Below are 16,272 nucleotides of genomic sequence, written 5' to 3' on the forward strand. Positions count from 1 at the left end.
AGAAAGGCGCATCTCAACCTGATGCGCCTTTTTATTTTGTTAATCGCAACAAGCGAGAAATCTGATGTTAGAAAAGATCCGCGATGGTTCGCAAGGCGTGATTGCTAAAGGCATTCTCGTACTTGTGATTTTATCTTTTGCATTTGCAGGAGTCAGTAGTTACTTAGGTTCAACAACTGATGTGCCTGCGGCAGAAGTGAACGGTGACAAGATCACTAAAGCCGAGCTAGAACAGGCGTACCAGAGCGAGCGCTCTCGCATGGAGCAACAGCTAGGTGAAATGTTTGCTGCGTTATCTGCTGACGAAAAATACTTACAAAGCATTAAGCAGAGCGTATTAGAACGCTTAGTGGCTGACAAGTTGATAGATCAAGCTGCTAAGGCTATGGGTCTACGTGTATCTGACGAGCAAATTGTTGCTGCAATGAGAGCTGAACCGGCATTTCAAACTGATGGCAAATTTGATAACGATCGTTATCAGGCGATTCTGCGTCAGTTAGGTTATCAGCCACAGACTTTCAGAGACATGATGCGTGTCGATATGACCCGTCGTCAGTTAACTGCAGCCCTTGTGGGTACTGAATTTGTGTTACCTGGCGAAGCTAAGCAATTGGCTGAGTTACAAGGCCAAACCCGTGATGTGCGCTATGTTATTGTCGATTCTGCACCATTCTTAGCGACAGCGGTTGTGACTGACGAGCAAGTGAAAAACTATTACGACGCAAACCAAGGGCAGTTTATGAGCCCTGAGATGGTGAGCCTAGAATATGTTGAACTGAATGCTGCTGATTTTGCTAAAAATAATCCAGTTTCTGATGAAGAAGCACAAACGTATTACGAAGAACATAAAGCACAATATGTTTCTAACGAGAAGCGTCTTGCCGCGCATATTTTGGTTATGCCAGGTAACGATGAAGCGGCAGCAAAAGCCAAGGCTGAAGATCTCGCTAAGCAATTAGATAGCGGTGCCGATTTTGCTGATCTGGCTAAAGCTAACTCTGATGATACTTTGAGTGCAGAGCAGGGCGGTAAACTGGATTGGTTTGAACCTGGTGTAATGGACCCCGCATTTGATGCCGCTTTATTTGCATTAAATAAAGGCCAACATTCTGCGGTGGTTAAAACAGACTTTGGTTTCCACATTATCAAGCTATTAGATGTGCAATCTGGCGCGACTGTACCGTTTGCTGATGTGAAAGCTAAGATAGTGGCTCAATTGCAAGATAAGAAAGCGGTTGACCAGTTCTATAGCTTACAAAGTAAATTAGCGGATACCAGCTATGAAGTGCCAGATACACTATCTGAAACCGCAAAAGCTGTTGGCGTTGATGTTAAGACTACAGCACTGTTTTCTCGCGATAACGCACCTGCTGAGCTAAACAAGCCTGACTTAGTTAAAGCAGCCTTCTCTGAAACTGTAATGCTGAAAGGTTTAAACAGTGAAGTGATTGAGCTTGAACCTAACCATGTGGTTGTTATCCGAGTGAAAGAACATCACGATGCGGGTACTTTGGCCTTAGCTGAAGTGAAAGCCAACATCACTGAGCGCTTGAAGCAAGATCAAGCAAACGAAGCCGCCCGTGCAAAAGCACAGGAATTGATGGCACAAGTTAAAGCGGGTGCAACTGATCTTGGTTTAGTGTCTAAAGCGAAACTAGGCCGTGGCGCGCAAGACGTTGATGCTGCGATTGTAGGCAAAGCGTTCCAAATGCCAACACCAAGTACAACTCCTGTTGTCGATACCGTCGGTTTAGCAAACGGTTATGCTGTGGTTGCACTGGATAAAGTCAATGCTGCAGAAGGCGTGAGTGATGAGCTAGTTAATGCACTTAAACAACGTCTGAACGCACAATACAGTGAAGCAGACTACCGTGGCTTGATCGATTCGCTTAAAGCTAATGCCAAGGTGCTTTACCCTGTAGAAGAATAATTTCAGTGAGGATAGCGAGTTATTAAATTTACTATCCGACTGATTAAATAGAAAAGGCCAAGTGAGTTCACTTGGCCTTTTTGTTTTTAATTCGATAAAGTTTACCAATGAAGTTCGAAGGATATCCGCTATAGCAACACTGTCAGACTCCATATTCCATTACTTCAATCGCCACGTTACTGAATTGAATGGTTAATCATCAACGCCAATCATTACGCTGCTGGCTTTGATGAGGGCATAAGCCGAATCACCCACTTTGAGCCCTAGGCGCTCACAGGAAGCTTTAGTCACCACAGAGGTCAGTACGACACCGGGTGCAAGTTCGATTGTCACTTCATTGTTTACAGCGCCCATTTCTATGGATTTGATTGTACCGCTGAGGGTGTTTCTTGCGCTAATTTTCATTGATTTTCCTTATTGAGGGATTATTAGGGGTCAACTGCAGCTAGTGTAGCGCATCTTAATCTGGGAGTTATAAATAAAAACGCCACTAAAAAGTGGCGTTTAACGTTTGTGATAAGCAGTGATTCGCTATCGAGTTGATTAGAGTTCGATAACGTCAAACTCAACGTATGGATTAACGTCGGCATCGTAATCAATGCCTTCGATACCAAAACCAAATAACTTAATAAATTCAGCTTTATATTCACGGTAATCAGTCAATTCTGATAAGTTTTCTGTGGTCACTTGTGGCCACAAATTACGGCAGTGTTGCTGAATATCTTCACGCAGTTCCCAGTCATCTAAACGTAAGCGATTATCACTGTCGGTCTCAGGTTTTGCACCATCGGCACGGAATAGACGCTCACTGAATAAGCGATAGATTTGCTCCATACAACCTTCATGGAGACCTTCCTGACGCATTTTCTTGAATACCATAGCGATATATAAAGGCATGACAGGAATGGCCGAACTCGCTTGAGTCACAACGCTCTTTAGCACTGCAACATTTGCGCTGCCGCCAGTGGCTGACAGTTGTTCATTTAACGCTTTTGCAGCGCGGTCCAGATCCATCTTGGCCTTGCCAAGGGCGCCGTGCCAGTAAATTGGCCACGTCAGTTCTGTACCTATATAGCTATAGGCTACGGTTTTGCAGTTATCGGCTAATACACCGGCTTCAGATAAGGCTTTAATCCACAGTTCCCAATCTTCGCCGCCCATAACGGTGACAGTATCAGCAATTTCTTGCTCAGTTGCTGGCTCAACGGTGGCTTCAATGATGCAGTCTTTATTGGTATCAACGGCAGTCGCTGTGTAAGTTTCGCCAATGGGTTTTAAAGCTGATCGGATAAGCTCACCTGAATCTGGGAGTTTGCGCACTGGTGATGCCAGTGAGTAAACAACCATGTCAATTTCACCGAGATCTTGCTTGATAAGCTCGATGACTTTTTGTTTAGCTTCATGGCTAAAGGCATCGCCGTTAATACTTTTAGAATATAAACCTTCCGCTTTAGCAAATTTGTCGAAAGCGGCAGAGTTGTACCAACCTGCAGTACCTGGTTTCGCTTCAGTACCTGGCTTTTCGAAGAACACGCCAATCGTTGCGGCATCGCTACCAAAAGCGGCTGCGATACGTGAAGACAGACCATAACCACTTGATGAACCGACTACTAATACCTTTTTCGGGCCGTTAGTGATCTTGCCTTTTGCTTTAGTTAAGGTGATTTGTTCTTGAACGTTTACTTCACAACCGACAGGGTGTGTAGTGGTACAAATGAATCCACGAATTTTTGGTTTGATAATCATGTTTAAGCTTCTTCTATCAAAATGACCAATAGGATAAATATTTCGGCGGGTAAATGGCACCTATTTTTAGCCAATTCACCTGATTATTTAAGTGGTTGGAGCAGTTTAACGTTTGTGAACAAACAGACTCTGCTCTTGGACCAACCTCTGGGTATATTCATGTTTTGGTGAGTTAAATATTTGTTCTGTATCAGCTTTTTCAACCATTACACCTTTGTGCAGTACCATAATTTTATCGCTGACATGGCGAATAATATTGAGATTATGGGACACGAAGATATAAGACAAGCCGAGATCTTTTTGCAGTTTTAACAGCAAATTAAGAATTTGCGAACGCACCGAAAGGTCCAGAGCGGTTAAGGCTTCATCGGCAATGATAATTTTAGGATTGAGCATTAAGGCTCGTGCTACTGCGACTCGTTGTTTTTGCCCTTCGGAAATCATGTGCGGATAAAACTCCGCGTGTTCGGGTAATAAACCTACTTTTCGTAAGGTATCGACCACTTGGGTGTGCCGCGATTGCGCAGACATTTGGGTGTTGAAACGCAGCGGTTCATCGAGCAATTGACCAATCGTTAGGCGCGGGTTCAGTGAAGTATTCGGATCTTGGAAAATCATCCGAATTAAGCGGCATCTTTGCTTCACATTGCGGCTATCTAAGGCTTCACCTTCGAAAAAAATCTCACCACCGCTGCGGGGCTCTGCACCGACTAAAATGCGGGCGAGGGTACTTTTACCTGAACCCGCCTCACCCACTATCGCTAAGGTTTCACCGCGTTCGAGTTCAAAGGATACGGGCGCTAATGCATCGTTATATTGGCGGGAAAAGCCCTTATAACCAGTATCATATCTTTTATAAAGGTCATTAACTTTAAGCAGTGGGGTCGTCATTATGGGTTTCGCCGTGATAAGGGAAATGACAGGCAAAATAGCGGTCTTTGATATGACTCAAATTTGGCTGATTAACGCATTTTTTTTGTGCTTCAGGGCAGCGTGGCCCTAAACGACAACCAATAGGCAAATGCTGTAAGGCGGGCGCAGAACCCGGTAGGGTAGGCATAATCGCCTTGTGACCACCTGAGCCTGAATAGTCGGGCATATTTTCGAGTAACGCCTTAGTGTAAGGATGATAAGGCTGCTTAATCACTTCGTCCGTCGGCCCAGATTCCATGACTTGACCGCAATAGAGCACGGATAAGTGATCGCACCATTGGGCTAAGGTTTCCAGCTCGTGGCTGATCAATAGAATCGATACGTTTTGTAATTGATTTAATTGGGATAATAATCTGAAAATTTGTGCCTGAGTGCTGAGCTCCATCGAGCTTGTGGGTTCGTCTGCAATCAAGAGGCGAGGCTGGTTAGCAACCGCCATCGCAATCATCACCTTTTGGCATTCGCCTTCGGATAATTCCCATGCGTAGCTAGACATCACCTGCCGCGGATTCTTGATCCCGACTTTATGCAGCCATTTCTGTGCTGTAAGTCTTGCATGCCTGCGCCGTTGCCAAAAATAGGCGCTAGGATTTTTAGGCATAGCTTGCATTAACTGACTGCCGACTGTTTGTGCTGGATCTAAGCTGCCAGACGGATCTTGGAAGATCATAGCAATGTCTGAACCCATCAGATTACGGCGCTCTTTTGAGCTCATGGCCATCAAGTTATTGCCATCCCACATCATGCGGTCTGCTGTGATAGTCCAGTTAGGGCCGGGGATGCCTAAAATTGCTCTGGCTAACAAACTTCGTCCTGAGCCAGATTCACCGACTAGCCCATGAATTTCGCCCGCATTGAGCGTTAAGCTGACTTTTTCTAGCGCCCGCACTCTACCGTGGGGCGTATCGAGTTCAATCGTTAGATTTCGTACGTCGAGTAAGGGCATAAGTTAGTTTCTGATGGGCGCAAGCGCCGACCGTAGGCCATCGCCAACCAAGTTAATGGAAAGCACACTGAAAAGAATCGCTAAGCCTGGGATAGTTACGGCCCAAGGCGCTGTTAGTAAATTATCCATTCCTTGGGCGACCATAGCGCCCCATTCTGGACTCGGCGCCTGTGCGCCTAAGCTTAAAAAACCCAGGGCAGCGATATCTAAAATAGCAGCTGAAATGGCAAGTGTGGTTTGAATAATCACCACTTCCCACACGTTTGGCATAATGACATACCAAAAAATTTGCATCGAGTTAGCGCCGTCTAAACGCGCGGCTGTGACATATTCTTTTTGTAATTCTTCATGCACTGACTGGTGTATGGAGCGCACAAATTGTGGGGTTAAGGCTATCCCGACGGCCCAGAACACATTTTCAAGCCCTGGTCCCATTACAGCAACTACTAAAATGGCCATTAATAATGAAGGAATTGATAACAGCGCATCGAGTAAATGACCAAGAATACTGGATTTTAAGCCCCGCATCATGCCCGACAACGACCCTATGATAAAGCCTGTGAATAAAGCGGTAACTACGATCAGCAGCGCCATGCCAAAGGTCAAGTGCGCGCCGTGTAATAATCGGCTGAAAATATCGCGGCCGAGATCGTCAGTCCCTAAAAAGTGCGCCACTGTCCCTGAAGGGTCCCAAGAGGGTGGCAATAGCAAGGCTCTTGGATCTTGTGCTTCTGGCGGAAAGGGCGCAATCATAGGGCCAAACAGGGTTAGCAAGAGCAGAAATGCAATCGTCCATAGACCCGCTAAGGCGAAAGGATTAGCCGAAAAGTTAATCCAAACCCGCATAGTCGGGGAGGCAATTTGATCTTCTTGATAAATTTTAACTGGTGGCATAAAGGTCTTTTCTGCTCAGTGGATTAAAGGCTGTGTGCAGCACTTCAATCAAGATACTTAGGAAGATAATCAATAGGGCCACGGCCAAAATCCCACCTTGGATAACAGTATAGTCCCGTTGGTAAATCCCTGAAACTAGCCAAGATCCTACACCAGGCCAAGAGAAAATCATTTCAACCACTATGGCATAACTGGCAAATGAGCCAAGCATTAGCCCTAAATGTTTAAGTACGGGGATTAACGCATTGGGCAGGGCGTGGCGCAGTATAATCGTGCCAGTATGCATGCCTCTGGCTTCGGCGGCGCGGATAAAGGTTTGATTCATCACATTCACCATTGCCGAACGGGTGCTACGAACCACTACAGTAAAAGGTAACACGGCCAGTGTTGTGGCAGGCAAAATGATATGCAGCAGGGCATCTTTAAATGCCGACATGCCGTATTCAGACTCTGACAACAAGGTATCCACTAGCATAAAGCCAGTGACGGGCTTGATTTCATAGAGCAAATTGATTTGTCCCGAAATTGGTAACCAACCAAGATCGACGCCAAACCAAAGCGAAAGATAAAGGCCTAACCAGAATACGGGTACAGAGTAGCCCGTTAGGGTAATCGCCATAATGGTATTTTGGGTGAGCTTATGTTGACTCTGGGAGGCGAGCACGCCCAAGGGCACGCCCAAGCAAATTGCGATAATGCCCGCCATCACAGCAAGTTCGAAGGAGGCGGGTAGGACGGCACTGAGTTCTTCGGCGACTTCTTGATGTGACGTGACTGAAATCCCTAAATTACCGCTAAGCCTTTGTTGTAGGTAAGCGATAAATTGCCACGCTTGGTTTTTATCTAATTTGTAGTCCTGTTCTATTTGAACCAGTTGGCTTGCCGTCGGTGTATGTATGCCAGTGAGTGCATAGGTGCGCTCAACCGGAAACAAGCCTGTAGCGTAAAATAATACACCAATCATCACTAAAGAGGTGGCGAGGAACAGATTGAGGCGACGCAGTAGGTATGTAAACATTAATTCGCCTCCTTTGGTGCTTGGCTAGTATGGGTGAAGGAAATACCACCAAAAGGCGTAAGCTGCATATCCTTGATATCACTGCGAGTTAACGCTACACGTTTGGCATGGGCCAGACTCAGCATAGGTACTTGTTCAGCTAAAAAGGCTTCTGCTTGTTGATAAATCACTTTACGTTCCGCTTGATCTGATACTTCCCTTGCGCTGTTTAAGATGGCATCAAACTCAGGGTTACACCAGCGAGAACGATTGTTGTTTGATTGCATTGCTGCGCAGCTCAGCAGCGGATTAAAAAAGTTATCGGGATCGCTGTTATCAGCATTCCAGCCAATCAGCACAGAATCATAGTCGTCGCGGCTCAGTCTCTGATTAAATACGCTCCAATCGTAACTGACGATATTCACTTTTACGCCGATGTTTGCTAAATCGGATTGAATTAATTCGGCCGTTTTCAACGAATTGGGGTTATAAGCGCGGGCAACCGGTATGGCCCAAATATTGATGCTGAGATTTTTTATACCAGCTTCTTTTAATAGGTCGCGTGCTTTTTGCGGATTGTAATCGACAAGTCCTTTGTTATTTTCGTAGGCCCATGATGCTGGCGGCAGAACGCCGGTGGCTTCAATGGCAGTATTTTGATAAACCGCTCGCAGGATATTTTGTTTATCAACAGCATAGGCAAGTGCACGACGTACGCGAACATCATCTAACGGTGGCTTTTGTGTATTAAAGGCCCAAAATGCTACGTTAAGACCTGGTTGTGATTCGATGTTTAATTCTTGATGCTGTTTGATAACAGGCAGTTCACCTGCTTTGGGCAGCGCAGAAACGCTGCAATCCCCCGCGATAAGCTTAGCGAGCCTAACTGTACTTTTGGGCGTGATATCAAATACCAGCATATCGATTTTTGCTGGCTCTCCCCAAAAATCGGGATTACGGCGATAGCGGATATATTCGTTTTTAGCGTATTGCACTAAGGTGAACGGTCCTGTACCAATGGCATAGTGGTCGACGTTTTCAGGATGACCTAAAGCTAACTGCTGCTGCGCGTATTCGTTGGATAAGATCACCGCAAAGTCGGTGGCTAAATTCGACAGAAAAGAAGCGTCTTTGCGGGTTAAGTAAAAGACCACTTCATGATCGTTTATCTTCTCTATCCCTTTAACTTGCTGAGAAAAGCCAATACTTTGGAAGAAGGGATAACCCGTGCGGGAGACAAAATGATAAGGATGCTGGGTATCGATAATACGATTAAAGGAGAACAACACATCGTCGGCATTAAAGGGGCGAGTTGGGTAAAAACGCTTTGAATGCTGGAACTGCACGTTTTCCCTGAGAGTGAAGCGATAGCTTAAGCCATCATCAGACATGGCCCAACTCGTCGCCAAGGCAGGGACAAGCTTGCCTGACTGGGTGTCATAATCCACTAAGCGACTATAAATTTGATGCGAGGTGGCATCGATTGTCGTGCCAGATGTCACCAATTGTGGATTAAAAGACTCAGGGTTCCCTTCGGAGCAATACACCAAACCAGAAGGGAGTCGTTGGGGGCCACACGCGACCAACAACCAACTCATGCAAGAAACTGCAGTTGTTAGGCACAGGCGTCTAATTAGCACACTCATTTATAAATCATTATTTTATCGACTATGAACGGCTATTTTAGCAGTGCATCTCCCCCGTGGGCAATCTGCTTATGCTTTATCAAGTAAATTGTACTTTTTAAGGATGCCACGCAGTTGGTGGTAGCTTAACCCGAGCATGTCGGCGGTTTTCTTTTGGTTATATTGGCTGTTTGAAAGTGCTTGCTGGATCAGATCCATTTCGTACTGCTCCGTTTGCTCTTTAAAATCTAACGGAAAATTAAAGCAATTTGTTGAATACTCAGTATTGACTTGTACTTCAGCCTCAAATATCGGCGCAGATTGTGGCGTACTGGCAACAGTTGTTGGCGCAACTGAGGTGATTTGACGTTCGCGGGTCTTGATCCGAGTTTTAGGCCGATACGGTGAAGCAAAGGGATCGAGGGTAATATGATCGATGGGTCTATTTTCACCACCATTACGGTAAACGCTGCGCTCGACTACGTTTTTAAGTTCACGGATATTACCCGGCCAGTCGTGGGTCATTAATTGCTCGACCGCATGGGCGCTGAAACCGCTGAATAGCTGCAGCTTTAATTGGCGCGCCATGCCAACGGCGAAATATTCCGCCAGCGTCATTATGTCTTCTGGGCGGCAACGCAGTGGTGGCAGAGTAATTACATCGAAGGCGAGTCTATCGAGCAAGTCGGCACGAAATTCGCCTGCGTCAGCAAGTGATGGTAAATCTTCGTTGGCGGCGCAGATTAAACGAACATCAGCCTGCACCGTTTTGCTGCCGCCGACCCGCTCAAATTCGCCATATTCAATGACACGCAGAAGCTTTTCTTGGATAAGTCCTGAGGTGTTGGCTAATTCGTCGAGGAATAAGGTGCCGCCGTCGGCGCGCTCAAAGCGGCCTTCGTGTTTGCCTTTGGCGCCAGTAAAGGCTCCTGACTCATGGCCAAATAACTCACTCTCGAGTAAATTTTCACTCAAAGATGAACAGTTTAGCTTAATAAAACTTTGATCCCAGCGCTTAGACAGATAATGTAAGCGTTCGGCAATAAGCTCTTTACCAGTGCCACGTTCACCAATAATCAGTACGGGTTTAGACAGAGGCGCTATTTGCGACACATGTTCTAACACTTCGAGTAGGGCGTTAGATTGACCGATAAGGTTGTCTTGCTGAAATTTATTATCCACGATATTTTTTAGTCTTTCGCGCTAAAATTTGGTGAAAATGATAATAAGTGGCTTGAAGCGTAAAAGGAAGTAAAAGTTAATATTTTGTTTAAATTGCTGTATTTAAATAAGAAATTAAAGTTGGCACGGTTAGTGTATTACCTTGTACGAGACCAACATCAATTTGAGGATAGGATTATGGGAATTTTCTCTCGTTTCGCCGATATCATTAACTCTAATATCAGCGCATTGCTGGATAAAGCCGAAGACCCAGAAAAAATGGTTCGACTGATTATCCAAGAAATGGAAGACACACTCGTTGAAGTGCGTTCTACCTCAGCTAAAGTGTTAGCTGAAAAGAAAGAGCTGCAACGTCGTATCAACCGCGTGTTAGAGCAAGTGCAAGATTGGCAAGATAAGGCTGAACTGGCACTGTCCAAAGACCGTGAAGACTTAGCGAAAGCCGCTTTAGTTGAAAAACAAAAAGCGACCGGTTTAGCAGATACGCTGAATCAAGAGTTAGCCGTCATCGATGAACATATCGCACGCTTGAAAGATGAAGTGGGCATGTTGCAAGAAAAGCTGCTCGATGCAAAAGCGCGTCAAAAGACCATTATTTTGCGCACTCAAACAGCGTCATCACGCTTAGAAGTGAAAAAGCAGCTAGATTCAAGCAAGATCGACAATGCTATGCTCAAGTTTGAGCAATATGAGCGCCGTGTCGAAGGCTTAGAAGCCCAAGTTGAATCTTACGATCTTGGCAGCAAGAAGACCTTAGCCGATGAGTTTGCGGCGCTAGAAGCGGAAGATTCTGTGAATGCAGAACTGGCAGCGCTCAAAGCCAAGGTAAAAGGTAAAGCGCCAACTAAGTCAAAAGAATAACAATTCAGAGGTGAGTTATGGATATGGACGTGCTAATGGCGCCGATTATTATTTTCATGGTGATAGTCGCGCCAATATGGTTAGTTCTTCATTATCGCAGTAAGCGACAAGTGAGCCAGGGACTCACTGAGGAAGAGTTTTCACAACTCAATGATTTGATATCCAAGGCCGATAAAATGGCGGCGCGTATCGAGACCTTAGAGGCCATTCTGGATACAGAATCGCCCGAATGGAGGGGGAAACATGAGAGGATCTAATGGCCGTACTTTGTACCGCATTCCCCAGTCAGGCAAAATAGCGGGTGTATGTGCAGGGATTGCCGAGTACTTTGCGATTGAAACTTGGTTAGTGCGAGTGCTGACTGTGTCTATCTTCTTACTCGGCGGCTCAGGTGTGGTATTTATCATCTATGTCGCTTTGTGGGTGATTTTAGACATCAAGCCGCAAAAGCATTACGATAGAGACGATATTGAGGTGAAGAAGAAGCCGTGGCAGTCGGGAGAACCCGCAAAGCAAGCGCTAAGCGACGTGAGTCGTCAATTTCGAAGTCTGGAAGTCAGGCTACAAAATTTAGAACGCCATGTCACCTCTGACAACTTTGATTTAAAAAGACAAATCAATAGTTTGTAACCCTTCTAAAGGGCGGCCATGTCCGCCCTTGTTGCTTAATCTCTGCTCCATTCCAGTGTATAGTCAACATTACTTGACATAAGTTAACATCATTCGACATAAGGGAAGTCTCTATGGGAATGCTTGATGCCTCGCTCCATAAATTAACCCAAAAGGGCCAATCCCTGTTACATCGCACCGCGGACCGGCATTTACGTTTGGCCGTGACTGGGCTTTCTGGTGCGGGAAAAACGGCGTTTATCACGGGGTTAGTCAATCAGTTACTCAATTCTGGACCTGTCTCAACGTTACCTCACGCACGTAACAACAGCGCTTTGCCACTGTGGCAGGTGAGCCGCGATCAGCGTTTACTCGGTGTTAAGCGTGCCATGCAGCCGGATCTTGAAATCGCCAGTTTTGATTATCAAGGCGCCATGTTAGCGCTCATTTCCGAACCTGCGACCTGGCCTGCCTCCACTCGTACTATTTCTGAGTTACGACTGGCGATTAAATACCAACCTAAGAAGGGCTTACTGGCCAAGTTTTCTGATACCGCCACCTTGTATTTAGACATAGTCGATTATCCTGGCGAATGGTTACTCGATTTACCTATGTTGCGCCAAGACTTTGTAACCTGGTGTCGCGCTCAACAAGTTCGCAGCGAGAATCTTAAAAGCTCGCCCTTGTATGCTGAGTTTGAACAATCTTTGATTTTATTGGATTTAGCCGCCAGCGCCGATGAGCAGCAATTAAAGCAGATTGCCGATCAATATCAGCTATTACTCAATGATTTAGTGCACGTGCAAGGTTATTACCAAGCGCAACCTGGGCGCATGTTATTGCCGGGTGAATGGCAGGGGGCTCCCTTATTGGCTTTTTTCCCCCTGTTATTGGTTAATGATGAAAAGTTTGCTGAGCTTTCGCAAAGCGATAAACACAGTGGATTCCATGTACTTGAAAAACGTTATCAAGAATATGTGGCTAAAGTGGTTAAGCCTTTCTATAAAAACCACTTTGCCGGTTTTGATCGGCAGTTAGTACTTGTTGACTGTTTTAGTGCGTTGAATCGCGGTAAAAAGCAATTTGAGGATATGGGCGCGGCGCTCAATGCCATTATGGAAAGCTTTCAGTTTGGCCAATCGAGTTATTTACGGCGTTTATTTGCCCCCCGCATCGACCGTTTATTGTTTGCCGCGAGCAAGGTTGACCATGTGACTCGCGATCAGCAGAGCCATGTTTTGTCCCTGCTGACCGATATGTTGAAACACAGCCAGCATTTTGCCAGTTTCGATGGTTGTAAAGTGGAGACGATGGCGATTAGCGCCATTAAAGCGACTCGCCATGGCATGGTAACGACCCAAGAGGGCGAGGTGGAAGTCGTGCAGGGGATGGGACTCAATGGTAAAGCCCTGACCTTGTTTCCCGGCGAAGTGCCCACTCGCTTACCTGAAGCGCATTTTTGGCGTGACCAAGGGTTTAATTTTGTTGGGTTCGCGCCACCGAGCAATGTTAATGTTGACCCTTCTCAAGTGCATTTTGACCATATTCGTCTCGATCATCTGCTGCAGTACTTACTGGGAGATAAGTTGGAATGACGTTAAAGCTATCTGATAACGCTAACGAGCAGGCTTCTAATTCTTCTGCGAACTCATTTGCACACTCAGTTGAACATAAGGCGCTGAAAAAGCAGCAGCTATTTGACCCACAAATAGTGGAGCTTAAACCCAGCAAAGAGGATCTCAAAGGGGCGAAAGCCTTTGATCCCCATACGCCAGTGCAAGAAGTGGCTGCTGATATTGAGGAATTGATGGATGAAACGCTGTCAGCCCATCCCCAAATGATTGATGCTAAATCGGTATCGCCTCAACTTGTAAAATCACGCCGTTGGTCTTGGCTCGCTCGTCTGGCAGTAGCGAGTTTATTGCTGCTTGTAGTAGTTCAAACAGGATTAGGACTGAGGGATGCTTGGCTTGAGAGCCCTTGGTTGTTCAGTTTTTATGGTGTGGTGCTTGGGGTTGTCAGTGCGTGGGCATTGGCGGGCGCAGTCAGTGAATACCGTAAGCTCAAGCGACTCAAACAGGTCGCCGATACTCAAGAAACAGGTGCAAGGCTAGCGCAGAGCATGCAAATGGGTGAAGCAGACAGCTTTATCGATAATATCGTTTGCCACTATGAAGACAGCCAAGGTTTGCAGCAACTTCGCAGTTCATTAAAAGATGAACATAATGATGCCGAGAAAGTCTTGTTATTCGAGGACTTAGTCCTAACTGAGCGAGATGAACTGGCCAAAAAAGTCGTGCGACGCTATGCGGCTGAGTCGGCAGTGTTACTGGCGGCGAGTCCGTTAGCTGTGCTCGATATGGCGATTATCCTCTGGCGTAATCAACGTATGCTGCGCGATGTCGCCCGCTGTTATGGCATTGAACTTGGTTACTGGAGCCGAATTAAACTTATCCGCAGCATTATTATTAATATCATCTACGCGGGCACCACTGAGTTAGTTACCGATTTAGGAACACAGCTGTTATCGGTTGAAATGACAGGTAAATTGTCTGCTCGCTTGGCCCAAGGCTTAGGGGGCGGCATGTTAACAGCGCGCCTTGGATATCAAGCCATGGCGCTGTGTCGGCCGATTGTGTTTAGAGAAGATCAAAGGCCTAAATTGTCTAAAGTGCATCAGGAATTGTTGATCGAACTGAAGCAGTTTTCAGGCAAGCTGTTTACCAAAGAAGGTCGCGACGCATTAAAAGGCCAGTTCGCCGATGTTGATGATAGGGTATCGCGGTCATCTAAAGATAAGTCTAAAGAGTAGATGCTATTGAATATCATATGATTAAACGATTCAAATAGCCGAAAGTAGATGCGCTAATGGACTTGTTCCTTAGCGCATTTTTTATGATTTTTGCAGATAAAGAGAATGACAAAGTGCGACTGAAAAGTGCTATGTAACAAGTTAATTACACTTTTGATCGCTGCTATTTTCGTCATGCTACTGGCTTCAGTGCTTGGCCGCGTTATGGTAGGGCTTATTCGATAGGGCTAATGTTTCATTAACTTATCTATTAGATTATCCATAATGCGGGCATTGAGCGCTCCACACCAACAATCAATCAAGAACGGGAACTGCTCAATGCCAATGACAAGGAGCTAGGTATGCAAGATGAGTCAGGCAAGATGTGGAAGGCGGCAACACAGGTTATTCATGGCGGCCATCAGCGAGAGGCCTTTGGTGCCTTAGTGACGCCGCTTTACCAAAGTGCGACTTTTGTGTTTGAGTCTGCACAGCAAGGTGGTGAGCGATTTGCGGGTAATGAGCCGGGGTATATTTACACGCGCTTAGGGAATCCGACAACCGCTGAGCTTGAACGTAAAATGGCGATTTTAGAAGGGGCTGAGGCCGCAGCAGCAACTGCTTCTGGTATGGGCGCAGTATCCGCCGCATTGCTGGCTAATTTGCAGATGGGCGATCACTTAGTGGCGTCGAATGCCGTATACGGTTGTACTTATGCGCTAATGACGACTCAGTTTGCCCGCTTTGGTATTGAAGTGTCCCTAGTGGACTTTTCATCGGAAGCAGAAATAGAAGCGGCGATTAAATCCAATACTAAGGTCATTTTCTGTGAAACCCCTGTCAATCCGCATTTGCAGGTATTTGATTTAGCGTCAATTGCGAATATTGCCAAACGTCATCAGTTGGTCAGTATTGTCGATAATACCTTTATGACCCCATTACTGCAGAGGCCGCTGGATTTTGGTATTGATTTGGTGATCCACAGTGCGACTAAATATCTCAATGGTCATGGTGATGTGATTGCGGGGATAGTGTGTGGCAGTGAAGAACAGCTCCATAAAGTGAAGTATGAAATTTTAAAGGATATTGGCGCTGTGATATCGCCACATGATGCTTGGCTGATCTTACGCGGCCTTAAAACCTTAGATGTGCGTTTGCAGCGCCATTGCGATAGTGCCCAGCGCGTGGCAGAGTTTTTGGCGGAACATCCAAGCATTACACGTGTGTATTACCCCGGGCTTAAATCTCATCAAGGGCATAAATTCATTGGCCAGCAGATGAAACGTGCTGGTGGTGTTATCGCGTTTGAACTGGCGGCAAATTTAGAAGAAGCCATGGCCTTTGTCGGATATCTAAAGTTGTTCTCAATTGCGGTGAGTCTAGGTGATGCTGAATCCCTGATTCAACATCCTGCATCGATGACGCATTCACCTTATACGTCAGAGGCGAGGGCTGCCGCTGGGATTGGTGATAATTTGCTGCGGATCTCTATTGGTTTAGAGGATTGTGACGACATCATCGGCGACTTGAACCAAGCGCTAGCTCGATTAGCTTAATGAATGTTGTTATTTTAACCTGAACTCGGGATAAGAAATGTTGAACTAATAGCCCTCCAAGTGATCGGATCTTTCGACCAAGAGAAACCCCATCACACCGGAGGGCCTATGCATAAATTAGTGGAAGTGTTTTGCGATGTCGATGATTTTTGCGCTGTTTTCATTCCAGAATGGGAAAAAACGCTGTTAACCGATGGTACAC

Annotated in this window: 15 protein-coding genes; 7 read left to right on the forward strand and 8 right to left on the reverse strand. The window is 45.9% G+C overall.

Features of this window, described 5'->3' with window-relative positions; all coding sequences use genetic code 11:
• The first annotated feature begins 64 nt into the window (after positions 1–64).
• Positions 65–1,930, forward strand: a complete 1,866-nt coding sequence (locus KO531_RS02010; RefSeq protein ID WP_028760465.1) for a SurA N-terminal domain-containing protein — start codon at positions 65–67, stop codon at positions 1,928–1,930.
• A gap of 192 nt (positions 1,931–2,122) precedes the next feature.
• Here KO531_RS02010 and KO531_RS02015 read toward each other — a convergent pair whose 3' ends face one another.
• The 8 genes from KO531_RS02015 to pspF form a co-directional block, all read right to left on the reverse strand.
• Positions 2,123–2,335 (reverse strand): molybdopterin-binding protein, encoded by a 213-nt coding sequence (locus tag KO531_RS02015; RefSeq protein WP_006085368.1) that lies wholly within the window; start codon positions 2,333–2,335, stop codon positions 2,123–2,125.
• A gap of 138 nt (positions 2,336–2,473) precedes the next feature.
• Complete coding sequence (gene fabV / locus KO531_RS02020; RefSeq protein WP_219250254.1) at positions 2,474–3,676, reverse strand: enoyl-ACP reductase FabV; 1,203 nt, start codon at positions 3,674–3,676, stop codon at positions 2,474–2,476.
• A 105-nt stretch (positions 3,677–3,781) separates the two neighbouring features.
• The gene (locus tag KO531_RS02025) at positions 3,782–4,567 is read right to left on the reverse strand and encodes an ATP-binding cassette domain-containing protein (RefSeq protein WP_105252932.1); all 786 of its coding nucleotides are present in this window, start codon (positions 4,565–4,567) and stop codon (positions 3,782–3,784) included.
• Positions 4,548–5,555: an oligopeptide/dipeptide ABC transporter ATP-binding protein gene (locus KO531_RS02030; RefSeq protein ID WP_219250255.1), complete on the reverse strand. Its 1,008-nt coding sequence runs from the start codon at positions 5,553–5,555 to the stop codon at positions 4,548–4,550. The genes KO531_RS02025 and KO531_RS02030 overlap by 20 nt, the downstream gene beginning before the upstream one ends.
• 3 nt (positions 5,556–5,558) lie before the next feature.
• A complete protein-coding gene (locus KO531_RS02035) occupies positions 5,559–6,449 on the reverse strand; it encodes an ABC transporter permease subunit (RefSeq protein WP_105252931.1) in 891 nt (296 codons plus the stop codon).
• Positions 6,436–7,467 carry an ABC transporter permease gene (locus tag KO531_RS02040; RefSeq protein ID WP_113938850.1) on the reverse strand — a complete coding sequence of 344 codons (1,032 nt, stop codon included), beginning with the start codon at positions 7,465–7,467 and terminating at the stop codon, positions 6,436–6,438. The genes KO531_RS02035 and KO531_RS02040 overlap by 14 nt, the downstream gene beginning before the upstream one ends.
• Positions 7,467–9,092 carry an ABC transporter substrate-binding protein gene (locus KO531_RS02045; protein WP_219250256.1) on the reverse strand — a complete coding sequence of 542 codons (1,626 nt, stop codon included), beginning with the start codon at positions 9,090–9,092 and terminating at the stop codon, positions 7,467–7,469. Before KO531_RS02045 ends, KO531_RS02040 begins: the two co-directional genes overlap by 1 nt.
• Before the next feature lie 69 nt (positions 9,093–9,161).
• On the reverse strand, positions 9,162–10,253 hold the full coding sequence (pspF, locus tag KO531_RS02050) for a phage shock protein operon transcriptional activator (RefSeq protein ID WP_219250257.1): 1,092 nt from the start codon (positions 10,251–10,253) through the stop codon (positions 9,162–9,164).
• Positions 10,254–10,430: 177 nt separating this feature from the next.
• Between pspF and pspA the strand changes: the two genes are divergently transcribed.
• The 6 genes from pspA to megL all read left to right on the forward strand — a co-directional run bounded on the left by pspA (position 10,431) and on the right by megL (position 16,070).
• Positions 10,431–11,114 carry a phage shock protein PspA gene (gene pspA, locus KO531_RS02055; protein ID WP_006081137.1) on the forward strand — a complete coding sequence of 228 codons (684 nt, stop codon included), beginning with the start codon at positions 10,431–10,433 and terminating at the stop codon, positions 11,112–11,114.
• 17 nt (positions 11,115–11,131) lie between these two features.
• A complete protein-coding gene (pspB, locus tag KO531_RS02060) occupies positions 11,132–11,371 on the forward strand; it encodes an envelope stress response membrane protein PspB (protein WP_006081138.1) in 240 nt (79 codons plus the stop codon).
• Complete coding sequence (pspC, locus tag KO531_RS02065; protein WP_028760457.1) at positions 11,358–11,744, forward strand: envelope stress response membrane protein PspC; 387 nt, start codon at positions 11,358–11,360, stop codon at positions 11,742–11,744. The genes pspB and pspC overlap by 14 nt, the downstream gene beginning before the upstream one ends.
• 113 nt (positions 11,745–11,857) lie before the next feature.
• Entirely contained in the window at positions 11,858–13,318 is a 1,461-nt protein-coding gene (locus tag KO531_RS02070) for a YcjX family protein (RefSeq protein WP_219250258.1), read from the forward strand.
• Positions 13,315–14,535 (forward strand): TIGR01620 family protein, encoded by a 1,221-nt coding sequence (locus KO531_RS02075; RefSeq protein WP_219250259.1) that lies wholly within the window; start codon positions 13,315–13,317, stop codon positions 14,533–14,535. The genes KO531_RS02070 and KO531_RS02075 overlap by 4 nt, the downstream gene beginning before the upstream one ends.
• Positions 14,536–14,876: 341 nt before the next feature.
• Positions 14,877–16,070, forward strand: a complete 1,194-nt coding sequence (megL, locus tag KO531_RS02080; RefSeq protein ID WP_168823662.1) for a methionine gamma-lyase — start codon at positions 14,877–14,879, stop codon at positions 16,068–16,070.
• Positions 16,071–16,272: the final 202 nt, after the last annotated feature.

It is taken from the genome of Shewanella sp. NKUCC06_TVS (assembly GCF_019345515.1).
Taxonomy (GTDB): domain Bacteria; phylum Pseudomonadota; class Gammaproteobacteria; order Enterobacterales; family Shewanellaceae; genus Shewanella; species Shewanella oncorhynchi.